This is a genomic window from Streptomyces sp. AM 2-1-1 (genome assembly GCF_029167645.1).
In the GTDB taxonomy this organism is placed as follows: Bacteria; Actinomycetota; Actinomycetes; order Streptomycetales; family Streptomycetaceae; genus Streptomyces.
In genome coordinates this window covers 454,638-469,273 of the sequence record NZ_CP119147.1, presented here as the reverse complement: position 1 = coordinate 469,273, position 14,636 = coordinate 454,638, and the positions used below count along the sequence as shown (strand labels likewise).

General features: G+C 73.3%; 15 protein-coding genes. 7 read left to right on the top strand and 8 right to left on the bottom strand.

Going from position 1 to position 14,636, the window contains the following annotated elements:
- Nucleotides 1–80: 80 nt before the first annotated feature.
- The gene (locus tag PZB77_RS01960) at nucleotides 81–743 is read left to right on the top strand and encodes a hypothetical protein (protein ID WP_275490765.1); all 663 of its coding nucleotides are present in this window, start codon (nucleotides 81–83) and stop codon (nucleotides 741–743) included.
- On the top strand, nucleotides 740–1,006 hold the full coding sequence (locus PZB77_RS01955; RefSeq protein WP_275490764.1) for a DUF4235 domain-containing protein: 267 nt from the start codon (nucleotides 740–742) through the stop codon (nucleotides 1,004–1,006). The genes PZB77_RS01960 and PZB77_RS01955 overlap by 4 nt, the downstream gene beginning before the upstream one ends.
- Nucleotides 1,007–1,110: 104 nt before the next feature.
- On the opposite strand, the gene PZB77_RS01950 is transcribed toward PZB77_RS01955, so the two are convergent.
- Genes PZB77_RS01950 through PZB77_RS01940 form a run of 3 tightly spaced genes read right to left on the bottom strand, consistent with a single transcriptional unit; the run spans nucleotide 1,111 to nucleotide 4,568 of the window.
- Nucleotides 1,111–1,884 (bottom strand): phosphatase PAP2 family protein, encoded by a 774-nt coding sequence (locus PZB77_RS01950; protein WP_275490763.1) that lies wholly within the window; start codon nucleotides 1,882–1,884, stop codon nucleotides 1,111–1,113.
- Nucleotides 1,885–2,838: a YihY/virulence factor BrkB family protein gene (locus PZB77_RS01945; protein ID WP_275490762.1), complete on the bottom strand. Its 954-nt coding sequence runs from the start codon at nucleotides 2,836–2,838 to the stop codon at nucleotides 1,885–1,887.
- Nucleotides 2,838–4,568, bottom strand: a complete 1,731-nt coding sequence (locus PZB77_RS01940; protein WP_275490761.1) for a diacylglycerol kinase family protein — start codon at nucleotides 4,566–4,568, stop codon at nucleotides 2,838–2,840. Before PZB77_RS01940 ends, PZB77_RS01945 begins: the two co-directional genes overlap by 1 nt.
- A gap of 354 nt (nucleotides 4,569–4,922) precedes the next feature.
- Here PZB77_RS01940 and PZB77_RS01935 point away from each other — a divergent pair, with 354 nt between their 5' ends.
- Both PZB77_RS01935 and PZB77_RS01930 read left to right on the top strand, forming a co-directional pair.
- Nucleotides 4,923–5,411: a hypothetical protein gene (locus PZB77_RS01935; protein WP_275490760.1), complete on the top strand. Its 489-nt coding sequence runs from the start codon at nucleotides 4,923–4,925 to the stop codon at nucleotides 5,409–5,411.
- 284 nt (nucleotides 5,412–5,695) lie between these two features.
- Nucleotides 5,696–6,367, top strand: a complete 672-nt coding sequence (locus PZB77_RS01930; protein ID WP_275490759.1) for an enoyl-CoA hydratase-related protein — start codon at nucleotides 5,696–5,698, stop codon at nucleotides 6,365–6,367.
- Nucleotides 6,368–6,650: 283 nt separating this feature from the next.
- Here the strand turns inward: PZB77_RS01930 and PZB77_RS01925 are convergent, their stop codons facing one another.
- A complete protein-coding gene (locus tag PZB77_RS01925) occupies nucleotides 6,651–6,866 on the bottom strand; it encodes a dodecin (protein WP_275490758.1) in 216 nt (71 codons plus the stop codon).
- A gap of 215 nt (nucleotides 6,867–7,081) precedes the next feature.
- Between PZB77_RS01925 and PZB77_RS01920 the strand changes: the two genes are divergently transcribed.
- The 3 genes from PZB77_RS01920 to PZB77_RS01910 all read left to right on the top strand — a co-directional run bounded on the left by PZB77_RS01920 (nucleotide 7,082) and on the right by PZB77_RS01910 (nucleotide 10,236).
- Entirely contained in the window at nucleotides 7,082–8,335 is a 1,254-nt protein-coding gene (locus PZB77_RS01920; RefSeq protein WP_275490757.1) for an extracellular solute-binding protein, read from the top strand.
- Between the two features lie 213 nt (nucleotides 8,336–8,548).
- The gene (locus PZB77_RS01915) at nucleotides 8,549–9,385 is read left to right on the top strand and encodes a GNAT family N-acyltransferase (protein ID WP_275490756.1); all 837 of its coding nucleotides are present in this window, start codon (nucleotides 8,549–8,551) and stop codon (nucleotides 9,383–9,385) included.
- Nucleotides 9,382–10,236 (top strand): lysophospholipid acyltransferase family protein, encoded by an 855-nt coding sequence (locus PZB77_RS01910; protein WP_275490755.1) that lies wholly within the window; start codon nucleotides 9,382–9,384, stop codon nucleotides 10,234–10,236. The genes PZB77_RS01915 and PZB77_RS01910 overlap by 4 nt, the downstream gene beginning before the upstream one ends.
- Here the strand turns inward: PZB77_RS01910 and egtD are convergent.
- Genes egtD through egtA form a run of 4 tightly spaced genes read right to left on the bottom strand, consistent with a single transcriptional unit; the run spans nucleotide 10,179 to nucleotide 14,588 of the window.
- Nucleotides 10,179–11,141, bottom strand: a complete 963-nt coding sequence (egtD, locus tag PZB77_RS01905; RefSeq protein ID WP_275490754.1) for an L-histidine N(alpha)-methyltransferase — start codon at nucleotides 11,139–11,141, stop codon at nucleotides 10,179–10,181. The two genes, PZB77_RS01910 and egtD, sit on opposite strands and share 58 nt — an antisense overlap.
- Complete coding sequence (egtC, locus tag PZB77_RS01900; RefSeq protein WP_275490753.1) at nucleotides 11,138–11,893, bottom strand: ergothioneine biosynthesis protein EgtC; 756 nt, start codon at nucleotides 11,891–11,893, stop codon at nucleotides 11,138–11,140. Before egtC ends, egtD begins: the two co-directional genes overlap by 4 nt.
- Nucleotides 11,893–13,239, bottom strand: a complete 1,347-nt coding sequence (egtB, locus tag PZB77_RS01895; protein ID WP_275490752.1) for an ergothioneine biosynthesis protein EgtB — start codon at nucleotides 13,237–13,239, stop codon at nucleotides 11,893–11,895. Before egtB ends, egtC begins: the two co-directional genes overlap by 1 nt.
- Nucleotides 13,236–14,588, bottom strand: a complete 1,353-nt coding sequence (gene egtA / locus PZB77_RS01890; protein WP_275490751.1) for an ergothioneine biosynthesis glutamate--cysteine ligase EgtA — start codon at nucleotides 14,586–14,588, stop codon at nucleotides 13,236–13,238. Before egtA ends, egtB begins: the two co-directional genes overlap by 4 nt.
- Nucleotides 14,589–14,636 lie beyond the last annotated feature (48 nt).

Here is a 14,636-nt window from a genome sequence, read left to right as displayed (position 1 = left end):
TGGGAAGCAGGCTGATGATCCCCGGCCGCCCGGATGGACGACCACCCGGGCGGTACGGACGAGAAGGAGAGGGCTGAGCGATGACGGACGACCAGAACGCCCGTGAGAATGGTTCCGCACCCACGCCGGAGGACCTCCGGGCGCACGCGCTGGCGGCGCGCGACGAACTCGGCCGGACGGTCGAGGGAGCGGCGGGGGCGGCCGACGCGGCCGCACGTGCCAAGGCCGGCGAACTGTCCTCGCAGGCGCGGGAGAAGACGGCGGACGTAAAGGCGCGCGGGCAGGAGAAGGCCGGCGAAGTGAAGGACTTGGCGGCCGAGAAGGCCGGCCAGGCGAAGGACCTGGCCGCCGGGAAGGCCGGTGAGGCGAAGGACCTGGCCGCCGGGAAGGCCGGTGAGGCGAAGGACTCGGCCGCCGAGAAGGCGGCCGCGGTGAAGGGCCGGACCGCGGAGAAGGCAGGCGAGATCCGGACGCAGGCTTCTCAGAAGGCCGCCGAAGTCCGCGCACAGGCACGGGAGAAGACCCCGGACGCCGTGCTGGACAAGGCGTCGCAGGCCCAGCAGCAGGTCGGTGCGGCCGTCCGGACCCTGGGCGAGAAGTGGCAGGAGCACGCTCCCGAGCCGGTGCGCCGGGGCGCCGACCGCGTCGCGAACGCCGCGCGGGGCAAGGAGAAGCTGCTCGTGGCCGGGGGAGTGGCCGCCGCTGCGGTGGTCGCCGTCGCACGTCACCGGCGGCGCGGATGAAGACCTCCGCCGCTGTGTACAAGCCGATGGGCCTCGCGGTCGGGATGGCCGGCGGTCTCGTGGCGGGAGCCGTCTTCCGCAAGGTGTGGAAGACGGTCAGCCGCCAGGCCGACGCCCCCAGCCCGACGGACCGGGACCGGGGGTGGCCGGAGATCCTCGCCGCCGCGGCCCTGCAGGGCGCGATCTTTTCCACCGTCCGGGCCGCCGTCGAACGCGGCGGAGCCGTCACCGTACGGCGCCTGACGGGTACCTGGCCCGACTGAGGGCCCGCACCGCACCGCACGGAAGAGCCCGCCCCCGGAAACCTCCGGGGGCGGGCTCTTCCGTGTGTTCTCCTCGCGCGGTCTCCCGCGGGCCGGCCAGTGCGTCAGACGCCCTGGCGCTCCGGCTCCGAGCCGGTCAGTTCGGGTTCCAGGCCCTCGCCGAGTTCGGTCCGCCGGCGGCCCACGTCGGCGCGCCACGCTTCGAAGGCCCAGCCGGTGAGCGCGACCACCGCCGACCCGAGCAGCCAGCCGCCGACCACGTCACTGAACCAGTGGACGCCGAGCGCGACCCGGGTGAACCCCACACCGAGCACCGACAGGACCGCCACCCCCCAGCACACCGCACGCCAAGCGCGCGGCACCATCGGCAGCAGGACCAGCAGCAGGACCGCGAAGGAGGTGGTGGCGGTCATCGCGTGCCCCGACGGGAACGAGAAGCCGGGAGCCCTCGCCACCGGATCCTCCAGCGACGGCCGGGTGCGCTCCACGACGGTCTTGACGAGCAGTCCGATCAGGCCTCCGGCCACGGTCGTGACCGCTGCCCAGGAGGCGAGCCGCCACGCCCGACGCCACAGCAGCCAGGCCGTCAGCAGCGCCACCAGCGTGCGCAGGGTGGTCGGGTCCCACACCCAGTCGGAGAGGAAGCGCAGGGTGCTGGTCCACGCGGGGTGGTCGAGGGCCGTCCGGTGCAGGCGCAGGGCCGCCGACGAGTCGAGCCGTCGCAGGGGCTGCCAGTGCCCTTCCACGAGGACGAGCAGCAGCGCGAAGGGCACCGCTGCCAGGGCGGCGACCGCGGTGGCGCCGAGCAGCCGGACACCGAATCTCCGGTCGGCCCGGCGACTGTCGCGGAGACGGCGGGCGGTGGTGCGTACGGGCATTCAGGCTCCCGGGTCTGCTTGGATCGGGCCGGGCAGTCGTGCCCGCACGGCTTCCAGCTGTGCGGCGAAGGACAGCCCGAGGAAGAGGGCCACCGAGGTCAGGTAGGCCCACAACAGAAGTGACATGAAAGCGCTGAGCGGGCCGTACACGGTGTCGAACGAGCCGCTGAACGCGAGGTACTTGCTGAGCAGCCAGGTCAGCGCCGTCCACAGCACCAGGTAGACCGCGGCGCCGAACGCCAGCCAGGTGTAGCCGGGCTGCTTGCGCCGGGGTGCCCGGCGGAAGATGGCACTGGCGGAGATCAGGGCGAGCAGCAGGCCCAGCGGCCAGCGCAGCAGGTCCCACGCGCTCCGCGCGGTGTCACCGAGATGGTAGACGGAGGTCACGGCGGCCACCAGGTCCCCGCCGGCCACCATCAGCAGGGAGCCGATGCCGAGCGGGATGCCCGCGCTGAGCGACATGACGAGCCCGCGCAGGTACTTCTGGTGGAAGACCCGGTCGCGCTCGACGCCGTAGATCCTGTTCGCGCCCCGCTCCACCTGGCACATCGCCGTGGTGGTGTTGACCATGGAGAAGGCGAGTCCGAACCAGAGCGCGAGACGGGCGCCGATGCCCGTCTGGGTGCGGCTCTGGTCCAGCGCCTCGTCGACGACGTCGGCGCTGGGGCCGGCGCTTATCCGTCGGATCGTCAGTTCGGCCACCCGGCCGATGTTGTCGGTGTGCATCTCGGCGGAGAGCCCGACGAAGGCGATGGCCAGCGGTATGACCGCGAGCACCGTCTGCAGGGCGAGGGCCCGGGAGTGGCTGAACCCGTCGGAGTAGCGGAAGCGGACGAAGGAGTCGCGGACGAGCGGCCAGCCGCCGTACCGGCGCAACGTGGCGAGCGCCTCGTCGGCGGAGAGCTCGTCGCCCGTCATGTCCCGGGTCTGCGGAACGCGGGTCGCCGTACCCATCAGTTGCTCCCGGACGGAACCAGCACCGTCAGGGCGCCGGGTACGACCTCGGCGGTGAGCCGGCGGCCGAGGCCCACCGGGTCGCCGTCCATCTCACGGGGCTGCGGCGTCTCGAAGCGCAGCTCCACCCGGCGGAAGGTGAAGAACTCGACGGGACCCTCCTTCCCGGTGCGCGAGCCGGCCGCGGCCGGGGAACGGCGCAGCAGTACGCCGACGGCGCGCAGCCAGCCGCCCGGGCCGTGCGGATCGTAGAGCGCGAGGTCCAGCAGGCCGTCGTCCGGGCGCGCGTCCGGGACGAGGGGGGCGCCGCCCTGCACGGTGCCGATGTTGGCGAGCAGCACCATGCGGACGCTCCGGTGCAGGACCGGGCCGCCGTCCAGCGAGATCGTCACGCGCGTCCGGGGGGAGCGCAGCTCACGCAGTCCGGACGCCACGTAGGCGGGCCAGCCCACCGTCGACTTGGCGCGGTCCGAGGTGTGCTCCAGCATCGCCGCGTCCAGACCCGCCCCGGACATGGCCGTGAAGTGGGTCGCGGGGACGCCGTCGCCCTCCAGCCGGCCCAGGTCGAACCGGTGCGGGGCGCCGTCCAGCGCCGCGTGCAGCGCCTTCGCCGGGTCCAGCGGGAGGCCGAGGTGGCGGGCGAGGAGGTTGCCGGTGCCGCAGGGGACGACCGCGAGCGCCACGCCGGTCCCCGCCAGGGCGTCGGCCACCGTGCGCACGGTGCCGTCACCGCCGCAGACAACGACCAGATCGGCACCCTCCCGGACGGCGTCGGCCGCCTGGCCGGCTCCCGGGTCGTCCGCCGTCGTCTCCACGAACACCGGTGCGCCGCGTCCGTGCTGGGCCAGTACGAGCCGCAGGGTGTCGCGTACCGCGAGGCTGGTGACCGTGGGGTTGACGATGACCGTGGTGCGACCGCTCTTCGGCTGGTCGACGCGGGCTTCCGTCGCGGCCACGGCGATCTTGGCGGCGTTCGCGGGGACGGGAGCCGCCGCGTAGTCGTCGGCGAGGACCGCGCGGCCCACGATCAGCAAGGAGAGCCCGCCGTTGAGCAGCCCGCCCGCCACGTCGGTGGGGTGGTGCATGCCCCGGTAGAGCCGGGCGACCGCCACCAGCAGCGGGATCAGCAGGAAGACGGCGCCGAGGATCTTGCGCCAGGGACCGCGTACCCGGGAGAGCACCAGGACCGCGAGTCCGCCGTAGAGCGCGGTGGCCGCGCCGGTGTGCCCGGAGGTGTAACTCGAGGTGGGTGGCGAGGCGTCCAGGCGGTCCACGTCCGGGCGGGTGCGGTCGACGGACTCCGTGATGATGAGGAAGACCAGCGACTGGAGGGATACCGCGACCGCGAGGAAGATCGCCTCGCGCCACCTCGGCAGACGGGGAAGCAGGATGAGCCCCACGCAGACCAGCAGCGTGATGCCCACCACCGTGGAGGTGTTGCCGGCGCCGGAGGCGAAGAGCGAGGCGGAGGTGCGCGCGTGGGTACGTATGCGCTCGAAGCCCTCGTTCACCTCGTCCTCGACCGTCATCGGCCACCAGTCCTTGGCCGGGCCGGTGATGAGCAGGCCGAAGCCCGTCATCAGCCCTGCCTGGCAGACCGTCAGGGCGCCGACCCGTACGGCGGCGCGGCCGATGCCGCTGGTCAGAGCGGGGGAGCGGCCGGGCCGCGAAACGCCCGTCCGCTGCTCGTCGTCGACTCCGGCCTGTCTCGCCGGCAGGGCAGTCGGCATGGAACCCCCACGTGTCCGTGCTCACGCACTCGGATCCGGGCGGCGAACGCGACCCGGCCATCGGCGTATGCCCTCGAAACGGTGTGCCAGACCTCGGCGGTGCCCGGAGGACCGGGCGGGGCCGGGTCGGACGGGCGCCGCGCCCCTGGTCGGACGGGCCCCGTGCCCCGGCCCGGACGGGCGCCGCGCCCCTGGTCGGACGGGCCCCGTGCCCCGGCCCGGACGGGCGCCGCGCACCGGGCCGGCTCCTGGTGCCCGGCCCGGGGCGCGGTTCCGGCCCGAGTGCACCGGACCGGGTCACCACCGGGAGAGCGCCGCCACCGGCCCCGGGCGGCCCCGGCCTAGTGTGGAGGCATGACCGACCACACCAGGCCCCTCGCCGTGTTCGACCTGGACGGCACCCTCTCGGACAGCGCCCACCGTCAGCACTTCCTCGATGGTCCGCGCCGGGACTGGCCCGCCTTCTTCGCCGCCGCCGTCGACGACCCGCCCCTGGCCGAGGGGATCAGCCTCGCCGTGCGGAGCGCCGACGAGTGCGAGGTCGTCTACCTGACCGGACGCCCCGAACGCTGCCGCCGCGACACCCTCGACTGGATCTCCCTGCACGGCCTCCCCGAGGGCGATCTGCACATGCGGCGCAACGACGACCGCAGGCCCGCCCGCCGCACCAAGCTCGAGGTGCTGAAACGGCTCGGCCGGTCGCGCGAGATCCGGATGCTGGTGGACGACGACGAACTGGTCTGCGACGACGCCGAAGCGGCCGGCATCACCGTGGTGCGGGCCCGCTGGGCCGAGCCCTCGGAGGCCATGAAGGACGCCCAGGAGCGGCAGGGACGCACCTGAGGGCCCGGCGGTGAGGGAGCCGGCCGTCCGGAGCGGTCACCCCCGGCGGCGGGGCGCAGCCGCGACGCCCGGCCGGCCGGGTTTTCCGGACTCCGGCCCTTGCATCTTCCGGGCCGGGCCCCATAAGTTACCGACAGGTAGGAAATCCGTTCGTGGAGGGCCACGCCGTCGGTAGCCGGGGGGCAGGTGCGTCCGCGCAGGAGTGAAGCGCGCGACCGGATGATCACCGCCACGGCCGCTCCGCTGCGTGAGCAACCCAGTCAGCTCAGCCCGAAGGAGTCGCCATGCCCTCGCTCGACCGTCACGACAACGTCTTCGTCCTCGACCTCGGGGACGGGGAGAACCGCTTCCATCCGGACTGGCTCGCCGCCGTCGGCACCGCGCTCGACGAGGTGGGGAAGGCGGAAGGGCCGCGCGCCCTGGTCACCACCGCCACGGGGAAGTTCTACTCCAACGGACTCGACCTGGACTGGCTGTTCGCCCACGCGGAACAGCACCAGGACTACGTCGTCTCCGTCCACGAGCTGTTCGCACGGATGGTGTCGCTGCCCGTCGTCACGGTGGCCGCGCTGCAGGGGCACACATTCGCCGCCGGCGCGATGTTCTCCCTCGCTCACGATTTCCGTGTGATGCGCGCCGACCGCGGCTACTGGTGCCTCCCCGAAGCGGACATCAACATCCCCTTCACCCCTGGTATGTCCGCCCTCATCCAGTCCCGGCTGGATCCCCGTACGGCCCACCAGGCCATGCTCACCGCCCGCCGCTACGGCGGCGACGACGCCGCGGCCGCGGGCATCGTCGACCGGGCGGTCGGCGAGGACGCCGTGCGGTCCACCGCGATCGAGATCGCGCGGGCGCAGGTGGAGAAGGCCGGCGACACCCTGGGCACCATCAAGGCCCGCATGTACGGTCCGGTTCTGACCGCCCTGCGCGACACGGCCAACCCGCTCGGCTGACTCGTACCTCCGACCGCACACCCCGCCCCGGGACCGCCCACGGGGCGGGGTGTCCTCGTCGGCCACCGCCGGAAGGGACGGCCGGAGGCCGCCGCCCCCGCGAGGTGGCACACGAGCGCGTGCGTCCTGTGCGAGTGCGGCCGTCGTGCCGACGGCGGGAAGGGCGCGGGCGCCGGATCCCGGGAAGTTCGCCGCGTACGCGCGTGGAACGGAGGCACGTCCCGTACGAGGCGTGGCGCGTGCGGGGGAGGGGCGGCGCCGGGGCGTGCGGCGGCGCGTCCCGTCAGGAGGGCCCGTCGAGCCGGAAGCCGACTTTGAGCGTCACCTGGTAGTGCCCGATCCGGCCGTCCTCGATGTGCCCGCGTGCTTCCTTGATCTCGAACCAGTCGAGATTGTGCAACGTTTCCGACGCTCGTGCGATGCCGTTGCGGATCGCCGCGTCGATGCCCTCCTCGGAGGTTCCTACGATCTCGGTGATCCGATAGGTGTGATTGGACATCGTATGTCTCCCTTCGTGTCTCCACGGTGCCTCACTCCCGGGCGGTGCGCGAGGGAACGGCGGGCCGCGCCGGGACGGGGAAGGCCCTTGACCTCCTCAATGGTCCATACCAAACTCCAGCCACACACCCGTGCGAGCACCGCCCGCGTCCCCCCACACCGGGTCCCGTTCCGTCGTGCTGTTCCGCAGATGCTGTTTCGCAGAAGGTGACCCTCTTGAAGAACCGGATTCTCACCGGAGCCATCGCGCTCGTCTCGTCCGTCGCTCTCGGGGGGTGCGGCTACCTGTCCCCGTCGGCCGCCGGGGACGAGACCGTGACGGTCTGGCTGATGAAGGGCAGCGCCTCCACCGAGTTCCTGGACAGGTTCACCACCGCGTACGAGGCCGAACACACCTCCGTGCAACTGGACATCAAAATCCAGGAGTGGGGAGGGATCGGGCCCAAGGTGCTGTCCGCGCTCAAGGGCAACGAGCCCCCGGACATCATCGAGGTCGGCAACACGCAGGTGGCCCAGTACGCGGAGAGCGGTGGTCTGCGCGATCTCACCCTGGAGTCCATGCGCGATCTCGGCAGCGAGGACTGGCTGCCGGGCCTCGCCGAACCGGGAAGCATCAACGGCGCGCAGTACGGCATCCCCTGGTACGCCGCCAACCGTGTGGTCATCTACAACAAGGACCTCTTCGCGCAGGCCGGGATCGACTCCCCGCCCAAGAACCGCGAGCAGTGGATCGAGGACACCGAACTCCTGGACTCCGACGGGAACCAGGGCATCTACCTCGCGGGACAGAACTGGTACGTCCTCGCCGGCTTCATCTGGGACGAGGGCGGCGAACTCGCCGAGGGGGACGACGGCGACTGGGTCGGCGCCCTCGACAGCCCCGAGGCGCTCCGGGGCATGGAGTTCTACAAGAAGCTCCAGGCGCTCGGCGCCGGCCCGAAGAACGCCGACGAGGAGAATCCGCCGCAGACCGACGTCTTCGCCCGCGGCGACGTCGCCCAGATCATCTCCACACCGGGCGGTGCCGCGCTCATCGAGCAGGCCAACCCCGAACTCAAGGGGAAGCTCGGCTACTTCCCGATACCCGGCAAGACCACGAAGAAGCCGGGCGCGGTCTTCACCGGCGGATCCGACCTGATCGTCCCCGAGAAGGCCGACCACCGCAGCGCCGGCATCGACGTGGTCAAGGCGCTGGCGAGCGAGAAGTGGCAGCGTGAACTCGCCCTGACCATGAGCTACGTGCCCAACAAGCCGAAGCTCGCCGGCGCCATCGAGAGCCAGGAAGGCACCGCCGCCATGGCGAAGGGGGCCGCGCAGGGCCGGGCCACCCCCAACTCCGCACAGTGGGCGCAGGTCGAGGCCGAGAACCCGATCAAGCCGTACATGACCGCGGTCCTGGAGGGACGCGACCCGGCCGACGCGGCGAAGGCGGCCTCGGAACGCATCAGTTCCATCCTCGCGGGCAGCTGACACCGCACCCGTGCGGCCGGGGCGCGTGGTGCCGGTGAGGTACGGGAGGAGGGCGCGCCCGGGCCGCACCCCGGGATTCAGCCGTCGCACATCCCCGCTCCGGGTGGTGGTCACGTCGAATCCAGCCGGTGACGGAAGAAGTAGGGGGCCGGACCCTCGCGACCGCGCGGCGGTCCGGCGGACGCCCCTGCCGATCCGTCCCCGGAGACCGCCATGACCGTGCTGCCCGTCGCTCCACCGGTACGCCCCTCCTCCGCCGCGCCGGCCCCCGCCCGGGCCGCCGCCCCCTCGGGCCCGTCGCAGCCCTCCGCCTACCACCTCTCCCTCGCCGCGGGCCCCGAGGACGTACGCGCCGCCCAGCGCCTTCGGTACCAGGTGTTCGCGGGCGAACTCGGTGCCCGCCTCACCGGTCCCGGACCCGGGCTCGACGGTGACGGGTTCGACGCCTTCTGCGACCACCTGCTGGTCCGGGAGACCGCCACCGGCCACGTCGTCGCCACCTACCGGATCCTGCCCCCCGAACGCGCCCGTGCCGCGGGCCGCCTCTACGCGGAGAGCGAGTTCGACCTCTCCCGGCTGGCCCCGCTCCGTGACGACCTCGTCGAAGTGGGCCGCTCCTGCGTCCACCCCGCGCACCGCGACGGCGCCGTCATCGCCCTCATCTGGGCGGGTCTCGCCCGCTACATGGAGCGCACCGGCCACACCTGGCTGGCGGGCTGCTGCTCGATCCCGCTGAGCGACGGCGGCATCCAGGCAGCCCGTGCCTGGGAGGCCGTCCGCACCCGACACCTGGCCCCCGAGGAGCACTGGGTCACCCCGCACCGCCTCTGGGCGGGCACCTCGGCCACTTCCGGCCCGCTGCCGGCCGCCGCCGCCCGTACCGACCTGCCGCCGCTGCTCCGCGGCTACCTCCGCCTCGGCGCCCAGGTGTGCGGGTCGCCCGCCTACGACCCCGAGTTCGACTGCGCGGATCTCTACGTCCTGCTCTCCATGCGCCGCACGGACCCCCGCTACCTTCGCCACTTCCTCTCCCTGGCACCGCTGCGATGAGCGTCTGGCTCCCCGTCTCACCGTGCACCCCGCGGGCGTGCACCGGCCACCACGGTGCGGTGCGCGCACCCCTGCCCGCGGCGGCACGGCTGGTGGCGGGCTGCCTGCTCGCGCTGGCGGGCGCCACCGTCACCCCCGTCGCGGCGCTGCTCGCGCAGCCCTTGCGGGACCGGCTGGTCCGCCGCTGGTCCCGGGCGGTCCTGCGCACCTTCGGGGTGCGGACCTCGATCATCGGGGACCCGGGCGGCAGGAGCGGCGGCGAACTGGTCGTCGCCAACCACATCTCCTGGCTCGACGTACCCCTCGTCGCGACGGCCCTCCCCGGCCGGATGCTCGGCAAGGCCGAGATACGCCGCTGGCCACTCCTCGGAGCCCTCGCGGCGCGCGGCGGCACCCTCTTCATCGACCGGGGGAGCCTGCGGGCCCTCCCCGCCTCGGTGCGCGCGGTCGCCGGCGCGCTGCGCGCCGGCGACCGCGTGGTGGCCTTCCCCGAGGGCTCCACCCGGTGCGGCGGCGGACCGGGCGGCACCTTCCGCAACGCGGTGTTCCAGGCGGCGCTCGACGCGGGCGCCACGGTGCGGCCGGTCCGGATCGCCTACCGTGCCGGACCGGCGGCGCCCACCGGAGCCGGCGGTGCACCTGCGGCCCGCTCCGTCGCGTTCGTCGGCGACGACCCGCTCCACGCCTCGCTGTGGAGGGTGGTGCGGGCCGCCGGAGTGAGTGCCGAGATCACCTTCCTGCCGCCGCTCCCGGCCGACGGGACGAGCGACCGGAGGACCCTGTCGCGCCGCGCTCAGACGGCCGTGGCCAGCGACACCGCGAACCTGCCCCCCGTGTCCGTCCACCACTGATCGAGCCGCAGGGCGGCGGCTCCCAGCTCTTCGCGCACCCGCTCCCGGCGGAACTTCGCCGACACCTCCGTGCGCAGCTCCTCGCCCTCGTCGAACGGCACCACGAGGTCCAGCTCATGGATCTTCACCGTGAACGCCGAACGGGCCCGCAGCCGCATCTCGATCCACTCCGCGTCCGCGTCCCACCGCGCGACGTGGTCGAAGGCGGCGGGGTCGAAATCCGCGTCCAGCTCGCGGTTGACGACCTCCAGGACGTTCTTGTTGAACGCCGCGGTGACGCCTGCCGCGTCGTCGTACGCCGCGACGAGGGTCCCCTCCTCCTTCACCAGGTCCGTCCCCAGCAGCAGCGCGTCGCCGGGGGAGAGGATCGAGCGGACCGACCGCAGGAACGTCGCCCGCTCCTCGGGCAGGAGGTTGCCGACCGTGCCGCCCAGGAACGCCACCAGCCGGGGGCCCGGCGTCCCGGGTAGCGCGAGACCGCCGGTGAAGTCGGCGATCAGCGCGTGCACGTTCAGCTCCGGCCGCTCGGCGAGCAGCGCCTCGGCGGCCCCGGTGAGCGCGCTCTCGCTCACGTCCACGGGAACGTAACTGTGCAGCGCGCCGAACGCGTCGAGCAGGTGCCGGGTCTTCTCCGAGGAGCCCGAACCCAGCTCGATCAGGGTCCGGGCGCCCGAGGCGGCCGCGATGTCCGCCGCGTGCGCCACCAGGATCTCCCGCTCCGCACGGGTCGGGTAGTACTCGGGCAGCCGGGTGATCTCCTCGAACAGCTCGCTGCCGCGCGCGTCGTAGAACCACTTCGGCGGCAGGGTTTTCGGACGCCGGGTCAGGCCGGCGAGCACGTCGGCGCGGAGCGCCGCGTCCGTGGCGTCCACCGGCAGGGTGCGGGTCAGCAGAAAGGGACTCACGCGGGGTGCTCCTTGAGCGGGGTGGGCAGGACATCGTCGACGGTCGCGACCAGCAGGGTGCGGTCCGGCACCTCGCGCCAGCCGGGATCGTCGTCGTACGGCTCCGAGGCCACCACCGTGCGGAAGCCGGGCCGGTGCAGGTACCAGAGGCTGTCGCCCCAGGCGGTCGCCACGACGGTCGCCCCGTCCGTGAGCAGCAGGTTGAGCCGTGAACCGGGCGCGGACCGCGCCACGTCCCGGACCGTGTCCGCGACGGCCTGCGGCAGGTCGTCGCCCTCGTCGACGCGGCAGCGGACCATCGCCCACAGCAGCGCCGAGTCGCTGCGGGCGTCCAGGTTTAGCAGGACCGGTGCGGGCAGCGCGGACGCGAGGGGTACGAGGGACCCGGGCCAGCCGAGCACGGCCCCGTTGTGGCTGAAGAGCAGCGGACCCGCCTTGAACGGTGCGGCCGCAGCCTCCCCGTCCGCGCCCGACATCGTGGCGTCCCGCACGGCGGCGAGGAACGCCCCGCTGCGGACCACCCGGGCGAGCTCCCCGAACGTCTCGTCGCCCCAGACCGGGACGGCCCGCCGGTAGCGGCCGGGCACCGGGTCGCCGGGCGCGTACCAGCCCACGCCGAACCCGTCCGCGTTGACCGTGCCGTTGCGCTGCCGGCGAGGCGCCCAGGACTGCCGTACGAGCGAGGATACGGGAGCCACCAGGACCTCGCCCAGCGGCACCGACGGTCCCAGATAAGCCACATGACGGCACATCAGGCATCCCGGGCGGTGCGGAAACCGGAGAAGATCTGGCGGCGCACCGGCAGGTCCCAGTTCCGGAACGTGCCCCGGCAGGCGACCGGGTCCACCGCGAACGACCCGCCCCGCAGCACCTTGTGCTCCGGACCGAAGAAGACCTCCGAGTACTCCCGGTACGGGAAGGCCGCGAAGCCCGGGTACGGCAGGAAGTCACTGGCCGTCCACTCCCACACGTCACCGATCAGCTGGCGGGCCCCGGCCGGCGACTGCCCCGCCGGATAGGCGCCGGCCGGAGCGGGCCGCAGATGGCGCTGGCCGAGGTTGGCGCGTTCGGGCGTGGGGTCGGCGTCGCCCCACGGGTAGCGCAGTGAACGGCCGGCCGCCGAATCGTGGCGGGCCGCCTTCTCCCATTCGGCCTCCGTCGGCAGCCTGCGCCCGGCCCAGCGGGCGTAGGCGTCCGCCTCGTACCAGCTGACGTGGAGCACCGGCTCGTCGGCCGGGACGGGCTCCGTCACCCCGAACCGCCGCCGCAGCCACTCACCCCCCTCGCGGCGCCAGAAGAGCGGTGCGGTGAGTTCGTGTTCGCGGACCATCGCCCAGCCCGCCGGCTGCCACCAGCGTTCCCGGGCGTAGCCGCCGTCCTCGATGAACCGCTGGTACGCCCCGCAGGTGACCGGGGTGGTGTCCAGGTGGAAGGCGGCCACCTCCCGCCGGTGCGCCGGGCGCTCGTTGTCCAGGGCCCACGGCTCTGTGGACGTCCCCATGGTGAACGGCCCTCCGGGAACCAGTACTTCGTCCGGGAGCCGTACCCGGTCCGCTGCCGCGGGCGGTTCGGGAGCGGTCAGCGCCACCGGGCCGGAACGCAGCTGATGGGTGATCAGCATCGTCTCGTCGTGCTGCTGTTCGTGCTGGGCGATCATCCCGAAGGCGAAGCCGGCGCGTTCGAGGGGGCGCCCGCCGTCGTGCAGCGGTGCACTCTGCAGGATGTCCAGCACCCGGCCGCGTACCTCCGATGCGTAGGTCCGGGCCTCGGCGGGAGCCAACAGCGGCAAGGAGGGACGGGCGGAGCGCGGGTGTTCGAACGCGTCGTAGAGGCCGTCGATCTCCGGCCGGATCGCGTCCCTGCCGCCCACGGCGCGCAGCAGCCACTGCTCTTCCTGGTTGCCGATGTGGGCGAGGTCCCAGACCAGTGGAGACATCAACGGGGAGTGCTGGGAGACGAGTTCGCCGTCGTCCACGCTGTCCGTCAGGACCGCGGTGCGGGCCCGGGCGGCGAGCAGGGCGCGCAGCGCCCGGCTGCGGAGGTCCTCGGCGTCGGACTCCGGCGCGAGGTGGAAGTTGCTGTCGGAGTGGCCGGTCATGCGGGGTAGCCCTTTCCGGAGGGGATCGTCCGGGCGCCGCCCACCGACGACGCCGCGGCCCAGGCGGCGGCGGCCTCGGGGGAGAGGAGATCGGGCAGGTCGTCGGCGGGACATCGTCCGCGGGCGACGAGCCGCTCGGTGAAGTCGGCCACGGTGTCCACCACCGCGGTGGACGCGCCGATCCGGGGGAGTGCGTCGAGCGCCGTCCCGAAGCAGACGGTGGCCGCCGCCCGGAGTTCGGGATCGGTCAGCCCGTCACGGGCGGCGGCCCGCCACAGCGGATTGCGCGGAGCGGCGTCCTGCCCCGCCGTCTCGGCCAGGGGTTTCACGGTGCGGTACACCGTCTCCGCCGCCTCCGGATCGTCGAAGAGTGCGGTGGCGACGGCCAGGGGCACCAGCCAGCCGTCCTTCCCGGACTGGGCGTCGATCATGCGCAGCTCCAGATGACCGCGCGGCCGCGCGGGCGGGAAACAGGTGGTCATGTGGTATTCCAGGTCGTCGAGGACGGGCGGCCTGTTGCCGCCGCCCCGGATCCACTGGCGGAACGTGAGTCCCTCCGGCACCTCCCAGGGGCCCTCGCCGGTCCGGACGCACATGACGCTGGTGTCCAGGACATGGGCGGCCCACGCCTCGCGCGGGGGCAGGTGCGCGGGGGGCGCCAGCGTGCGGTCCGGGTCGAGCGCCGCCCAGAGCCCCTGCCGGGTGGACCGCCAGCCGGTCCGGGACCGCTGCTGGAAGGGCGAGTTGGCGAAGGCGGCCACCAGTACCGCGCCCAGCAGGTGCACCAGCTGCCACCGGCGGCCGTAGCCGAGCGGTCCCGGCTCCTCCTCGCCCGCGTCCAGGCAGACCTGGACGGACGCGGAGGTGCACATCATGGCCCGCCCCGCCGTACCCGAGCGGTCCAGGGCCCTCTCCATCGCGTCGTACCGCGGCTCCCGGAGCCACCGGCGGGGCGACCGCCACGGGTCGACGCCCAATCCCGCCGGGACCAGGCCCGAGCGGCCCAGGGTGTCGCGCACGGCCGCGAGGTCGGTGGCGACCGCGTCGACACACTCCATGAGCGATCCGGCGGGCCGGGAACTGAGTTCCAGCTGTCCGCCGGGTTCGAAGGTCAGCGCCGAGTCGAGCGTCAGCGCCTTCACCCGGGCGAAGGACTCGTCCATGCGTTCCGGCGCGACCCGCAGGTCAGGACGGACCGCGTCGTGGATGAGCCATTCGAGTTCCACCCCGACGGTGCGGGGCGGGCCCGTCTTGAAACAGATGGCCTGCAGTAAATCCTCCGCCTCGCTCTCGCCGAGGGGCGTTCCGTGCGTGACGGTGCCGGATCCGGTGGTCCTGTTCGGGGGCATACGTGCCTCCTCTTCCGATGCCTTCTTTCCACCCAAACCCCTACCGGT